At 68.9% G+C, this 14066-nt stretch carries 11 protein-coding genes; 10 read left to right on the plus strand and 1 reads right to left on the minus strand.

All coding sequences use genetic code 11. The features are described 5' to 3' along the window. Nucleotides 1–74 precede the first annotated feature (74 nt). Nucleotides 75–4040, minus strand: a complete 3966-nt coding sequence (gene eccCa, locus HDA45_RS31905; protein WP_246480853.1) for a type VII secretion protein EccCa — start codon at nucleotides 4038–4040, stop codon at nucleotides 75–77. Between the two features lie 122 nt (nucleotides 4041–4162). On the opposite strand from eccCa, the gene eccD reads away from it, so the two are divergent. The 10 genes from eccD (at nucleotide 4163) to HDA45_RS31955 (ending at nucleotide 13973) form a co-directional block, all read left to right on the plus strand. Beyond that, the gene (gene eccD / locus HDA45_RS31910; protein ID WP_184901590.1) at nucleotides 4163–5536 is read left to right on the plus strand and encodes a type VII secretion integral membrane protein EccD; all 1374 of its coding nucleotides are present in this window, start codon (nucleotides 4163–4165) and stop codon (nucleotides 5534–5536) included. Between the two features lie 2 nt (nucleotides 5537–5538). After that, on the plus strand, nucleotides 5539–6933 hold the full coding sequence (eccB, locus tag HDA45_RS31915; RefSeq protein WP_184901592.1) for a type VII secretion protein EccB: 1395 nt from the start codon (nucleotides 5539–5541) through the stop codon (nucleotides 6931–6933). Between the two features lie 112 nt (nucleotides 6934–7045). Then, nucleotides 7046–7384: a WXG100 family type VII secretion target gene (locus HDA45_RS31920; RefSeq protein ID WP_184901596.1), complete on the plus strand. Its 339-nt coding sequence runs from the start codon at nucleotides 7046–7048 to the stop codon at nucleotides 7382–7384. Nucleotides 7385–7403: 19 nt separating this feature from the next. Continuing rightward, nucleotides 7404–7706: a WXG100 family type VII secretion target gene (locus tag HDA45_RS31925; protein WP_184901598.1), complete on the plus strand. Its 303-nt coding sequence runs from the start codon at nucleotides 7404–7406 to the stop codon at nucleotides 7704–7706. A 32-nt stretch (nucleotides 7707–7738) separates the two neighbouring features. Then, nucleotides 7739–8161 (plus strand): hypothetical protein, encoded by a 423-nt coding sequence (locus HDA45_RS31930; RefSeq protein ID WP_184901600.1) that lies wholly within the window; start codon nucleotides 7739–7741, stop codon nucleotides 8159–8161. A 6-nt stretch (nucleotides 8162–8167) separates the two neighbouring features. Continuing rightward, on the plus strand, nucleotides 8168–10240 hold the full coding sequence (locus HDA45_RS31935) for a hypothetical protein (protein WP_184901601.1): 2073 nt from the start codon (nucleotides 8168–8170) through the stop codon (nucleotides 10238–10240). Then, on the plus strand, nucleotides 10215–10589 hold the full coding sequence (locus tag HDA45_RS31940) for a YbaB/EbfC family nucleoid-associated protein (RefSeq protein ID WP_184901603.1): 375 nt from the start codon (nucleotides 10215–10217) through the stop codon (nucleotides 10587–10589). Before HDA45_RS31935 ends, HDA45_RS31940 begins: the two co-directional genes overlap by 26 nt. 4 nt (nucleotides 10590–10593) lie before the next feature. Continuing rightward, the gene (locus HDA45_RS31945) at nucleotides 10594–12522 is read left to right on the plus strand and encodes a hypothetical protein (protein WP_184901605.1); all 1929 of its coding nucleotides are present in this window, start codon (nucleotides 10594–10596) and stop codon (nucleotides 12520–12522) included. A gap of 12 nt (nucleotides 12523–12534) precedes the next feature. Further along, nucleotides 12535–12852, plus strand: a complete 318-nt coding sequence (locus tag HDA45_RS31950; protein ID WP_184901607.1) for a hypothetical protein — start codon at nucleotides 12535–12537, stop codon at nucleotides 12850–12852. A 26-nt stretch (nucleotides 12853–12878) separates the two neighbouring features. After that, entirely contained in the window at nucleotides 12879–13973 is a 1095-nt protein-coding gene (locus HDA45_RS31955) for a hypothetical protein (protein WP_184901609.1), read from the plus strand. Nucleotides 13974–14066 lie beyond the last annotated feature (93 nt).

Below are 14066 nucleotides of genomic sequence, written 5' to 3' on the forward strand. Positions count from 1 at the left end.
GCCGGCGGCTGGGGCGGCCGCCGGAGTGGCCCTCCACCGCCGCTGGGGGGAGACGGCAGGGGAGGGCGAGCCGGTCATTTCGCGACGAGCTCCGCTTCGTGCGCGGAGAGCGCGGTCTGCACCACGGTCGTCCCGCGCCGCGTGACGTACTGCGCCCGGCCCGGAGTCAGCACACGCGGCCGGACTTCGCCGAACACCATGCCTTCCGAAAGCGGGCAGGACAGCAGCATCACCGGGGTGTTGACCTCGGTGAGCCGCCGCAGCAGCGGATCGTTGGCGCCGCGGCCGATGCCGTTGGCGCCGCGGGCCACGATCAGGTGCAGGCCGAGCGCGTTGCCTTGTGCCAGCGGGTCGAACAGCTGCTGGAACAGCGCGTTCGACGACGACGCGACCATGTCGTAGTCGTCGATCACCACGAACACCTGCGGTCCGGTCCACCAGTCGCGCAGCCGCAGGCGGGCCGGGGTGATGTCCGGGCCGGGGATCCGGGTCCGCACCGCGCGGGCGACGCCGTCGATCATCTCCGCCACCGAGTCGCCGGACACCGCGTAGCCCAGCTTGTACTCCTGGGGAACGGCGTCGTACAGGCCGCGGCGGTAGTCCACGGTGATGATCCGCGCCTCCTTCGGGCCGTACCGCCGGGTGATGCCGTCGATCACCAGCCGCAACAGGTTCGTCTTCCCGGATTCCACGTCCCCGACGACCATCAGGTGCGGGTTGTCCTCGAAGTCGTGCCACAACGGTTCGAGACGCTGATCGTCGAGGCCGAGGGCGAGCCGCACGTCCGCGTCCGGCTCGGGTAGTTCGGCCCGGTCCAGGACCACCGGCAGCATCCGGACCGGGGGAGCGGACGGACCCGGCCAGGCCGCGGCGACCCGGGTCACCAGGGTCTCGACGTGCTCGGCGACGTCGCCCTCCGCGCCGTCGATCGACGGCAACGCGGTCAAGAAATGCAATTCCTTGTCGGTGAGGCCGCGGCCGGGGATCTTCGGGACGGTCGCCGCGGCCCGCATGTTGATCACCGAATCGACCGGGTCGCCGAGCCGCAGTTCGAGCTGCGTGCCGACCAGATCCCGGACGGCGCTGATGATTTCGCTCCATCGGCTCGACGCCAGCATCAGGTGGATGCCGTAGTTGAGGCCGCGCGAGGCCAGCTCGACGAACGTCGGCAGCAGGTCCATGAAGTCCTGCCGGATGGTGGACCAGCCGTCCACCACCAGGAACACGTCGCCGTGGCGTTCCCCGGCGAACTCGCCCGCCGCCCGTTTGCGCCGGTAGGTGGTCATCGAGTCGATGTCGTGGTCGGTGAAGAACCGCTCCCGGCGCGTCAGCAGCGCGGTGACCTCGCCGATCGTGCGGTGGATGCGTTCGACGTCCAGCCGTCCGGTCACGCCGCCGACGTGCGGCAGTTTCCGCAGGCTCGACAGCGTTCCGCCGCCGAAGTCCAGGCAGTAGAACTGGACTTCGGCCGGGGTGTGCGTCAGCGCCAGCGAGGTGATCAGGGTCCGCAGGGCCGTGCTCTTGCCGCTCTGCGGACCGCCGACGATGGCGACGTGCCCGTCGCTGCCCGCCAGATCGACCAGCAGCGGATCCCTTGTCTGCTCGAAAGGACGGTCCACCAGGCCGATCGGCACGGTCAGCGCGCCGCGGCCGGACCAGTCTTCCGCGCTGAGGCCGCGTCCGGCCGTTTCCACCAGCGACGGCAGCAGTTCGTCGAGTGAGCCGGGCGCGTCCAGCGGCGGCAGCCACACCTGGTGCGCCGGGGGACCGCTGTCCCGGAGCCTGTCGACGGCCAGCTCCAGGAGACTGTGCGCCGTGTCTTCCGGCTCGGCTTCGGGCACCACGACGGGCTCGGGTTCGCGGCGGGCGGTGAACTTCGAGGTGAACGGCACGATCTGCTGTGCCACCACGGCTTGTTCGACGTTGCGGCGTACCACCCGGTGCGGCCCGGAGACGTAAGCCGCCTTGAACCGGTCCAGCGCCGCGGTGCCGCTCTTGAGGAAACCGTTGCCCGGATCGGACGGCAGCTGGTACGCGTCCGGCACGCCCAGCACGCCGCGGCTCTCCATCGCGGAGAAGGTCCGCAGGCCGATCCGGTAGGACAGATGCGATTCCAGCTGGTGGATCCGGCTTTCGTCGAGCCGCTGGGAGGCGAGCAGCAGATGCACGCCCAGCGACCGGCCGAGCCTGCCGATCATGATGAACAGGTCCATGAAGTCGCGGTGCGCCGACAGCAGCTCGCTGAATTCGTCCACCACCAGGAAAAGCGTGGGCAGCGGCGCCAGCGGCGTCCCGTTCGCCCGCGCGCGTTCGTAGTCCAGCGCGGAGCTGTAGTTGCCCGCCTTGCGCAGGAGTTCCTGACGTCGCACCAGTTCGCCGTTGAGCGCCTCGCGCATCCGGCCGACCAGCGCGGCCTCGTCGGCGAGGTTGGTGATCACCGCGGACGTATGCGGCAGGCCGTCCAGCCCGAGGAACGTCGCACCACCCTTGAAGTCCACCAGGACGAAGTTCAGGATCTCCGAGGAATGCGTGAGCGCGAGAGCCAGCACCAGAGTGCGCAGCAGTTCCGACTTCCCGGATCCGGTCGCGCCGATCAGCATGCCGTGCGGGCCCATGCCCGCCTGGGCGGATTCCTTGATGTCGAGATCGACAGGCGCGCCGGTCGGGCCGACGCCCAGCGGTACGCGCAGCCTGCCACCGGGCCGTTTCGCCGCCCACCCCGCGGCGACGTCGTAGGTCTGGATGTCCGCGATGCCCAGCATGGCGGTCAGATCGAAGTTGGCGGTCATCGGTTCGGCCGACCGCTGCCGCGCGCCGACCCGGTACGGCGCGAGCCGCATCGCCAGCGCCGTCGCGGTGTTGAGGCCGATCCCGTCCGGCCGTCCGAGGTCGCCCGCGACCTCCTTGTTGTGCTGGTCCACCGTGATCAGTTTCAGCAGCCCGCCCTCGAGCCGGAGCCGCAGTGTCTGCTGATCGTCCTTTTCGGACAGTGCCGAGGAGAGGTCGACGACCGTCGTGTTGCGGTAGCCGTCACCGGCCAGCCTCGACGTGGGCGGCACGGTGGCACCGTCCACGAACAGCATCACGCACGGTTCGTGGCTGTCCGGCAGCGCGTCGGGATCGAACCCCGGCCTGGTCGCGAACTCGTCGCTGAGCGCGTTTTCCAGCTCCGCGGTCGATTCCAGCACGAGCCGGGCCTCGCCCGCGCCGTCGGTCTCGCTGGGGTGGAGGTTGTGCGGCAGCCATTTCACCCATTCCCATGCCGCCCGCCGTTCCGGCGAGGTGAGCACGACGATCCGCAGTTCGGCGGGGGAGTGGAAGACGGCGAGATGGGCGATCATCGACCGCGCCAGCGCGCGGACCGGTTCGCTGTCCTCGCCGTCGGCCCGCACGAGGATCCGCGCGAACGACGGCAGGAACACGGCGACCGGCTGGCCGTCCACGGTGCCGTAGGCGTGGATGAACCGGCGCAGCGCGTGCGCCGAAAGCGGCTCCAGATCGTCGACGGGCTTGGTGGACAACGGGTTCAGCCGCCAGGCGAGCCGCTGCGGGCCCCTGGCGATCCGGATCTCTCCGAAATCCTCGTCCTGCGCGTCGCGTTCCCACATCCGCGACGTGCCGGGCAGTGACCACAGCGACGTCGGGTCGGGGTGACGCCAGGCGAGGGCTTCGCGCTGGCTGGCGACCACTTCACGGACCTTGCGCCGGGATTGGGCAAGGTAACGAAGGTAGTCGCGCCGGGCGTCGTTGAGTTTCTGTTTGCGTTCGCCCGCGCTGCGGCCGAGCTGTCCGACCAGCATGGCCATCGACGACACCGTCATCAGCCCGGCGGCCAGATAGCTGAACGCGCCGTTCTCGCCCGGCCGGACGAACAGCAGCACGGTCGCCGTCGACGACAGCGCCATCGGCAAGTACATCATCACGGCGCCGGCGCTGCGCTGGACTTCGGGCAGCGTCGGCGGTTCTTGGATGCTCAGCTCGCCCTCGGGCATTTCCGGTCCTGGCCGTCGCGGCCCCTTGCGGAATGTGATTACACTCAAGCCCGGATTCCTTCCCTCTCGGACGCGCTGTGGTGGCGGCTCCACAAGAGGTGACGAAATCCGACCACGCGACGGTTCACTCGTGATCCCGCGCGTCGGTCGCCGAAACGAAGGCGTGTGCCATGGCGACCACTTCAGGGCTGTGCAAACTCCGGGTCCGTGCCCCGTCCGCCTGCTTCGAGCTGGCGGTTCCGGTGGACATCCCCCTGATCGACCTGATGCCGACGATCCTCGGTCACGCGGGCAGCGAGCTCGCGGAGGAGGGCGTCGACCACGACGGCTGGACGCTGCAGCGGCTCGGGGATCCACCGCTGGACCAGGAATCCACCGTCGACTCGCTGAACCTGCGCGACGGCGAGACCCTGCATCTGCGGCCCCGCCGCGAGCAGCTCCCCACAGTCCACTTCGACGACATCATCGACGGACTGTCCACCGAGGCCCGCGGCCGTCCGGATTCGTGGAGCCCGCAAGCGACGCGCTGGACGATGCTCGGCGGTGTCCTGGCGTTCGTCGCGTTCGCGTTCGGGCTGCTGGTGTCCGCCCCGGCGGCTTGGCCGACGCTGGTCGCGGCCGCCGCCGCGGCGGTCTTCCTGCTTGTCTGCTCGGCCACCGCGGCCCGCGCGCTCGGCGACGAAACCGCGGCACTCGCGCTGGCACTGGCGGCTGTCCCGTTCGTCGGGCTCGCGGGCTCGATCGTCCCCAGTGGACCGGACGGCATGGTGCTCACCGGCGCGCGGCTGCTGGCGGCCTGTGTGGCGGGCGCGGGAGCGGCGGCGCTCGGGCTCGCCGCGGTGGCGGGCGCCGCACCGGTCTTCATCTCCGTCGCGACACTCGGGTTGTTGTGCGCCTCCGGTGGTCTGGTGCTGATGCTCGGCGGCGCGAGTGCCGCCGCGTCCGCGACGATCATCGCGGTGGTCGCCGTGCTGCTCGGCGCGTTCGTGCCGCGGCTGGCCTTCCGGCTGGCCGGGCTGCGGCTGCCGGGACTGCCCACCAGCGCCCGCGAACTGCAGGAAGAACTCGAACCGCACGCCGGTGACGAGGTCGTCGGCAAGGGAAAGATCGCGGACTCCTTCGTGACCGCGTTGTTCACCGCGATCGGCGCCTCCTGCGTCGTCGCGATCGAATTCGTGGTCCGGGACAGCTCGTGGCAGGCCACCACGTTCGCCGCGGTGCTCAGCACCCTGTTGCTGGTGCACGGCCGCGCGCTGGGCAGCGTGTGGCAGCGTCTCTCGGTGATCGTGCCCGGCGTCTACGGCGTGCTGCGGCTGCTGCTCGCCACGCAGCTGGACTCGGCGAACCCGCTGCCGATGGTGGCTGGCGTGTTCGTGCTCGCCGCCGTGCTGATCGTGGCCAGATGGACACTGCCCGGCCGGAGGATGCTCCCGCAGTGGGGCAGGCTCGCGGACCTCGCGGAAACCCTCGCGGCGGTGTCGCTGCTGCCGCTGGCCTTGTGGCTGCTCGGCGTGTTCGCCTTCATGCGCGGTCTCGGGGGCTGAGCGTGAACTCGAAGACCGATCAGGTCCAGGCGCACAAGTTCATGCAGGGCAGGCTCTCGTCGGCTCTGCTGCGGGTCGATCCGGACGCACCGGAGAGCCCGCTCCAGCGAACATACCGGGGCAGCATCATCGGTGTGCTGATCGCCGTCCTCGCCTGCCTCGGCATGCTGGTGTTCGGCCTCGTCTCACCGGGCGGGAACAAGTCGTGGCGGGTGGAGGGCGCGCTGGTCATCGCGGACTCGTCCGGGGCGCGCTTCCTCTACGCGGGCGGCAAACTCCTGCCGGTTCTCAACTACGCCTCGGCCAAACTCGTGGCGGGCAACCATCTCGTCGTGAAGCACGTCGGCGAAGCGTCACTGAAGGACGTGCCCCGGGGCGACCCGCTGGGCATCATCGGCGCGCCCGACTCGCTGCCGTCCCTCGCGACCGACCCGTGGGAGGTGTGCGCCGCGGCGGGCCGCGACCAGTCCGGGCCGACCACTTTGCGGGTGGGTGGGGTCACCTCGAACCCCCTCGGCGACGACGCAGCCGTCGTGGTCGTCACCGAAGACGGGGCGAACTTCCTGCTGTGGCGCGGCAAACGTCATCGCGTGACGACAGCGAGGGGCGCGCTCGACGCGCTGGACGGGGTCCTGCAGCCGGTGAAGGCGTCCTCGGCGCTGCTCGACGCTCTTCCTGCCGGGCCGGACTTCGGGCCGCCCGCGATCGACGGGCTCGGCACCGAGGTGCCCGGCCTCGGCGCGGTCGGCAGGCTGTACACGGTGGCGGGCGAGCCCGCACAGCCTTACGTGCTCACGCGATCGGGGCTCCGGCCGATCTCGGAACTCGACGCACGGCTGCTGACCGTGGACCCGGAGGTCCGCCGCCTCGCCTACGACGGCGGTGAGGTCGCGACGGCGTCGCTGCCCGGCCGGGTGGTCAGCGAGCATCTGTCCCCGTCCGAACCGCCGCCACCCCTGAAGCCGCCCAAGGCGACAACCCTCCACAGTGGACAAGCACTGTGCGCGGTCGTCACCCCGGACGGCGACACGCCGCGTACGCAGGTCGCGATCGCCGACAGACTCTCCGGAGCGGGGCAACCGCCGTTCAGCCAGCCCGGTGTCGCGGCGCCTTGTGTGCGGGTCGACCGGATCGCGGTGCGGCCCGGTTCCGGCGCCCTTGTCAAGGCGACGGCGGCGTCGGGGAGGCCCGGCGACGCGCTCTTCCTCGTGACCGACACCGGCGTCAAGTACCCCGTGCCTCCTGAAGGCGCGAAGGCGCTCGGCCTCGAACCTTCCGGTGCCCGCGGTTTGCCGACGCCGTTGCTGAATCTGCTGCCGACCGGGGCCGCGCTGGACCCGTCGGTGCTGCGTGACGGAGGTGCGGTGCTGCCCGCGGCCGCCGCGTGCGGTTCTTGACCAGCGGAACCCGCGAAGCAACTTCTGCCGGTGGTTCCGCATGGTCTCCCGCGTCCGGTGTTGGTGAGCTTGCCCTGGAGCGTCAGCGACACCACGGGAAGGACGACCACCGATGAGCATGCCGCATTTCCAAAAGACCGACTCGGGCATGAAAGGTGGCCTCACGGCCATCCAGACCTGCGAAGACGAATGCAAGAGGATCCACAGCGGGGTGACCTCCGTCCGCGCGGACCTCAAGAACGACTGGCAGGGCGCGGCTTCCCAGACCTTCCTCAACCAGCTCGAGGGATGGGAGACGGAATACCTCCAGGTGCTCAATCTGCTCACGGAGATCAAGGAAATGGTCAACGCGAGTGACCAGCAGATGAACACCGCCGAAGACGAGATCAACATGTACGCGGCCACGTCGTTCGGCGGCGAAAGCGACCGCGTCCTCAAAGAACTGTCCTGAGCACCGAAAGGAAACGATCATGACCTCCCCCAATGACGGTTTCGCGGTCAGCGGCAACCTCCCGCACCTCGCCGAGCGCATGGTCGGGCTGAGCAAGGCGATCGACAACGCGCTGATCGATCTGGAGAAGTCCCTCAAGCCGATGACCGACACCTGGCTCGGTCAGGGTGCGACGTCCTACAAGGACTTGCAGGACAAGTGGCACGCCACGACCAGTGCGATGGAAGGCCGGTTCACCAAGGGCCACCAGACGCTGTCCCTGTCTTTCGAGAACTACACGCGCACCGACAAGAGCATCGGGGCGAAGTTCCAGGGAATCTAGGTCCTGGCCGGTCGCGGGGAAAGGAGTAGGGCGTGGCGGAGAAGCCGGACAGCGGCGACATCAAGATCACCCCCAGTTTTCTGAAGGATTTCCAGGAGAAGGTCCTGCAGAAGATGGTCGACGATCTGGTGAAGGATCCGAACGTCGCGGAGCTGGCCCAGACCTTGACCAGCGCCAAGGGAAAACGGCGGCTGCTGGCGGGGTCCGAGGACTGGGAGCCCGCCAGGCTGCTGATCGAGAAATACGAATCCACCACCGGGACGGCACCGACGTTGTACAACCAGGTCGACGCGATCCGGAAACAGCTGATCACGTTGAACGAGAACATCTCGTACGTGGTGGCCATCGCGGAGAAGGGCGAGGACGAGAACCTCAAACTGTCCACCGAACTGAACATGAGCCAGCTCGGCGAGATCTTCACGACCACTCCCGCTCCGCCGCCCGCGGGGAGCTGAGCCGCGATGACTTCCGGACTTCCAGGAGGATCGAAGACGCCGTGGGAGGACGTCCTCAACTACTTCACCGGCGCCGGCCCGACGGGTGAACTCAAGAAGATGCCCCTTCGCGAGAGCATCATGGGCGTCCAGTGGCTCAAATGGGACATCTGGTCGTCGACCCGGCACTACCACGGTTATCGGCCGAGCGGCTGGGACTACACCGTCAACAGTTACTCGAGCACGAGAGAGTTCTGGGCGGTGGCCAGCGCGAACTACGAGGCTTTCGGGCCGGTGATGACCGCCTACTACGGCGGTATGAACGACATCCTCGACTCGATGAACGGCTACTACAACACCAACCCGGTGGCGCAGCCGTCGACGTTCACCAAGGCGTTCAACGCCTTGAACGGCACGAAAACCCTGCTCACCGGGATGTCCACCGGTTTGGGAAGCTGGCGGGACCAGGTCGGGAAGAAGGGTGACGACTTCCAGGGCACCGGTGCCGGAGCGTTCCGCGAAGTGCTCGACGGAGTGATCTACCGGTGCGACAACCTGGTGAGCCAGCTGGGAACGCGTCCTGATCAGCTGAAGACGAAAAGCCCGGAGGACAACCCCGAGACGAAGGACGCGAACGAAGCCTCGGCCGGTCTTCGCTGGGCTTTCGACAAACTCCACGAGGCTTATGCCAAGTGGATGTCGGATGCCATGGTCACTTGCACCACCGCCAAGTTCGGGACCTTCGACGTGAAGGGCAGCCAGCTGGCCTGGCCGGGTGGTTGCCTCACGGCGATCTGGAACTGTGACGCCTTCACCGCGGATCTGAAGCGGAACAGGACCACCGACAGCTATTGGGGTTTCGAAGACCGTTACCCGAAGAGCGACCTCATCGGCGCGGACGCCAGGAGCCCCGAATTCTGGAACGCGCTCATCGACGCGGCGAAAGCTCTTTGGACCGACCACATGACGACCACGCTCGACGTGGCCGCCAACTCCGTGCTCAAGGACCTTCCCCCGAACTACAACGAACTTGCCCTTCTGCTGCCGCAGATCAGGGAGCCGAGGCGGCTCAATCTCCACAAGCCGCCGCCGACCACCCCTCCGCCTCCTCCGGGATCACAGACCCCGCCGCCACCGCCTCCCGGCTCGAAGGACGGGCCGCCGAAGCCGCCTCCCGGGTCCAAGGACGGGCCGCCGAAGGTTCCGGATCCCAGCAAGGACAACAAGGACACCAAGGCGCCGCCCCCGCCGCCGACCGACAAGAACAACCCGCCGTTCCCGAACATCCCGAACAAGCCGCCGCCCGTGGGCCCGAAACCGGACGACAACCTGAAGGCGCCGACGGGCTCGACGATCGGGCCGGACGGCGTCGTCCTCGGCCCGGACAAGAAGCCGCTGCTCGATCCGTTCGGACGGCAGATCGTCGTGCCGCCGGGTTCCCGGATCGGCCCGAACGGCGACATCCTCGGCCCGAAGGGCGACAAGCTCACCGAGAAGGACCGGCTGGCCCGGCCGGAGCCGGTCAAGAAGGACGGCCCCGCTCAGAACGAGCTCGACCAGTATCTGAAGTCGTTGCGCGGCAACAACGCCCCGTCGATGCCGACTTTGCTGTCGGGAGCGCCCTCGTCGGTCTCGATGTCCTCCGGTGGCCCGCTGGGTGTCCACAGTGGACTTTCGGCGCCGCACGCGGGTTCGATCGGCGACGGCAAGCCCGCGCCCACCGTGTCTTCGCCCGAGAAACCGGTGACGACCGAGGGCGGCCCGTCGCTGATCAAGAACCCGCCGGGCACCGGCGCGCCGCAGAACGGGATGGGCGGGGTGCCGTTCTACCCGCCCACCGCGGGCGGCGCCGGGGCGGGCGCGGGCGCGGACCAGAACAAGGGCGAACGCGACCGGACGACGTGGCTCGCCGAGGACGAGGAGACCTGGGGTACCGACCCGAAGCTCCCGCCGTCGGTGCTCGGTGCCCGCAGACGCGGCAGGCGGCTCGCGGGACGCGGGACCGGCGGCCCGAACAACTACGGACAGGGAGGAAACGATGGCCGACTGGCTGGAGGATCAACTTCACCAGGCTATGGCCACGCTGAAGGATCAGCGTGACCGGATCGAGTCGGCGAAGGCCGAACTCGCCGCGCGGACGACTTCCGCGACCTCCGCGGATCACCTGGTCACCGTGACCGTGGACGCGCAGAACACCGTGGTGGGCATGAAGTTCCACACCACCAAGTACCGCTCGATGGCACCGGAGCAACTCGCGAGGACCCTGGTCGACGTGCTCGGCCGCGCCCGGCGGGAGATGGCGGACACGGTGGTCGAGGTCTTCGGCCCGCTCATGGACCAGCGCGACGACCTCCGCGCGGCCATGACGGGCAACACCGAGGTCGACAAGGCGTTCGCGGGGCTCTGGAACGAGGCGCCGTCGGACGTCTTCGGCAGGCGAAGGGACTGATCCCGTGATCCTGGGCGGGCCGGACTCGCGGACGTGGGTGTGGGAGCAGGCGCTCAACATCTTCTCGTCGGAACCCAACTTTCCCCTCGTGCCCTCGCGTGAGGACATCATCAAGAAGACCTGGCTGTCTTGGGGCACCCACACGCATATCCGCGGTCCGAGCAACAAGGTGCCGACGAATCTGATCCACGCCGAGATCATGACGGCCTACACGTCGTACTACGCCACCGCCGACGCGACCCCGGAAATGACCGAACTGGCGGCGAAGTACTCGACGAACATCGACAAGATCGTGTACTCCTTGCTCGACGATTCGAACGACATCGGCAAGCGGTCCACCTTCGAACGGGCGGCGAACACGCTGGGCGGTACGGCGCATCTGCTGTTCGAGCAGTTGGGTCCATTGCAGACCTGGCGCGACAACACTGGGCATCGCGGAGACGCCTTCCAAGGCACCGGCGCGGAAGCGTTCTGGACGGTGCTCGACAAGCTCACCCATCGCTGCGCCGACCTGATCGAGCAGATGATGCGGGAACGCGCGTCCTGGGTCGCGCTCCAGGACGCGAAGCAACTGATGGAGCACTTCGCCGGGTACCTCAACGACGGACGCGAAATGTGGGAGGGCGGCAACTCCTTCACCTACGACACCGGGTTGGGCTTCTCGGTCACGGCGTCCGGAAAGGACCTGTCCACCCCCGTCGGGGTGATCCGCGCGATCTGGCAGGCGCCGGAACTGGTCAAGGACGTCAACAGCCACGAGGCGTACAGCTACTACGCGGACGCGGTGGGGGACAACACGCCGGCGAGCACGATCCTCGGTGGCAAGTTCAGCGAGTCCGGACCGCGGGAGAAGCTGGAGCTGGCGGCGAAGCGGGTCTGGGGCGATCATCTCGTCCTGGTGGACAGCTGGGGCGCCAGCGCGGTCGGCCTGCTGGAGGCGGCCTACCAGACGGCCAGGCAGTACCTGCCGGAGATCCGGACACCGGTTTATCTGAACCTTTCCGGCGGCTCCGGTGACAGTGGCACCGGTGACGGCGGCCAGGGTGACGGCGGGCCCGGGCCCGCCGGGGGAGACGGCCCGGCCAAGGATGAAGGGCCGGTCTTCACCGAAAAGTCCTCGGCACCGCCTCCACCACCGCCGCCGTTCATCAAGACCGGTCCTCCTCCGCCTCCCGTTCCCGGTGGGTCGAACCCGTTCCTGAAGGTGCCGACCGGTTCGTACGTCGGCCCGGACGGTGTCGTCATCGGCCCCGACGGCAAGCCCGTGCTGGGCCCCGACGGCAGGCCGATCATCGTCCCGCCGGGTTCCCGGGTGAGCGGCAACGGCGAGATCATCGGCCCGAGGGGCTCGGGGAACCTCGAGCAGAAAGACCGGCTGCGCAAGCCTTATCCGCCGCCGGAGGGCGTCCGGAAGAGCTACAACGGCGAGTCGGCGCTGGAACGGCACCTCAAGTCGTTGCGGCGTACGCCACCGCCGTCGTTGCCGCCGCTGCGCGCACCGGACTCCCTGCCGATCACGATGTCGAGGTACGACCCCCAGTCGAACTTCCACAGCGGGCCGGGCTCGCTCGGCGGCGGCCGGATGGGCGTATCGCCGGAAGTGCCCGCGCCAGGCGGGAAAACGGCGGGGCAGCAAGCTCCGCTCGGTGGGCCCAAGGGCACTTCGGGCAACGGCGTGCCGTTCTACCCGCCGACGGCCGGTGGCCCCGGCAGCGCGGGCCAGGGGAAGGGCGAACGCGACCGGACGACGTGGCTCGCCGAGGACGAGGAGACCTGGGGGACCGATCCGACGGTCGCGCCCGGTGTCCTGGGCAGACGACGGCGCCGGTCGCGGGCGGGCGTCCCGCAGAGCACGAACCCGGAACGCGACTACACGTTCGGGCTCGGCCAGAAACCCGCTGCCGGTCACGGCACGGGCACCACCACCGGATGAGGACGGGAGACCATGGCGAACTTCAGCGCGGATCCGAGGTCCATGGAGGTCATCTCGGAGGGATACAGCTCGATCGCGGCGAAGATGTACCGGATCTGCGAACTCGGCCAGGACCGCATCGATCTGCTGCTCGAAGCCTGCGGTGACGACGAGATGGGCGAGGAGATCAAAGGCAATCTCCACACCCCGGCGGCGAAGATCGAGGGCGCCTTCACCTCGATCAGCACTGTCGTCGAGAACCAGACCAACGTGACGAAGGGCATGGCCGCCCAGCTCGCCGCGGCCGAGAGCACGAACGTCGTGAACGTCCACAAAGGTCTCAAGCGTTAGTGAACGACCAAGGAAGCGGGAACACCATGCCCACGGAGGCAGAGCAGTCCACCGGTGTCGCGGTCGCCGAGGCGGAAGCGGCACCGGTCGTCACGGAAGCGAAGGCGGACAACGACACCACGTCGTCCGCGACCTCGTCCGCCACCGTCGCCGCGGGCGCGGTCCCCCCTGTCGTGGACGCGAGCGGCGCGGCCGAAGGATCGGCGCCGGGCCGGATGTCCAAACCGGTGATCGTCGCGGCGGCTGTCGCCGGTGTCGTGCTGGTCGCCCTGCCGATGGCCTTCGGCGGGCTGCTGGGCGACGACAATCCTGGCGACGGAACGAAAGACGCCGGATACGCGCAGGATCTCCCGCCGGGTGGCGGTTTCGTGCCAGGCGTGGCGGCCCCGCCCACGGACGCCGCCCTGCCGGGGATCCAGCCCGGCGCCCAGCCCGGTCAAGCGCTCCCCGGGCAGACGGCCGACGGCGTTCCGGCGGGCCAGGCTGTCCCGTCCGCCCAAGGCGGAACACCGGGCGGCCCCGCGGTTCCAGGCGCTCCGGCAGCCGGTGGCGGCCCGGGCCCCGCGCAGCAGCCCCAGCGACAGGGCCCGCCCGCCCCGCCCGCCGCCAAGACGGTGTCCTACGAGGGCACGGCGGGCAAGGGATGCGGCGGTGGCACCGGATTCTCCGGTGTCGGCGCCTACAGCGACGGCAAGGCGGGCTGGGTGAACCACGGAAACGGCGGCTGCGGCACGTCGTTCGCGTCCATCCCCATGTCCGGCGACGCGAACAAGGACGACCCCAGCGCGTACGGCCTGTGGACGTTCAACACCGGCCCCGTGACCACCGGAACCTGCGCGGTCTCGGTGTTCATCCCGAACGGTGACCTCACCGCCGTCGGTGGCAGCCCGTCGGTTTACCGCGTCTTCGACCGGTTCGCGGTGGACAAGGGCACGCCGGTCGGGACGTTCCAGGTTGACCAGATCGCGAACCGCGGCCGGTGGGTGAGCGTGGGCACGTTCCGGATCAACGGCGCGAAGCTGGCCGTGCAGTTGCTCAACCGGGGCCGCGACTGGTCGGGTTCGAACAAGACCTACGCGCACCACGCGGCGTCGACGGTGAAAGCCAAGTGCCAAGCCTGACGTCACTCGCGTGATCAGACCCGGAACTCGCGTGATCAGGGACCGCACACCCGAGTGCGGCCTCCAGTCACGCGAGTTCCGTCTCTGATCACA

The sequence above is a fragment of the Amycolatopsis umgeniensis genome (genome assembly GCF_014205155.1).
Lineage (GTDB): Bacteria > Actinomycetota > Actinomycetes > Mycobacteriales > Pseudonocardiaceae > Amycolatopsis > Amycolatopsis umgeniensis.

Bases quoted from the DNA above. Each gene is read 5' to 3' on its own strand.
- HDA45_RS31950 (WP_184901607.1), top strand. From the start codon at position 12,535: ATGGCGAACTTCAGCGCGGATCCGAGGTCCATGGAGGTCATCTCGGAG.
- HDA45_RS31925 (WP_184901598.1), top strand. From the start codon at position 7,404: ATGACCTCCCCCAATGACGGTTTCGCGGTCAGCGGCAACCTCCCGCAC.
- HDA45_RS31940 (WP_184901603.1), top strand. From the start codon at position 10,215: ATGGCCACGCTGAAGGATCAGCGTGACCGGATCGAGTCGGCGAAGGCC.
- HDA45_RS31955 (WP_184901609.1), top strand. From the start codon at position 12,879: ATGCCCACGGAGGCAGAGCAGTCCACCGGTGTCGCGGTCGCCGAGGCG.
- HDA45_RS31920 (WP_184901596.1), top strand. From the start codon at position 7,046: ATGAGCATGCCGCATTTCCAAAAGACCGACTCGGGCATGAAAGGTGGC.
- HDA45_RS31935 (WP_184901601.1), top strand. From the start codon at position 8,168: ATGACTTCCGGACTTCCAGGAGGATCGAAGACGCCGTGGGAGGACGTC.
- eccD (WP_184901590.1), top strand. From the start codon at position 4,163: ATGGCGACCACTTCAGGGCTGTGCAAACTCCGGGTCCGTGCCCCGTCC.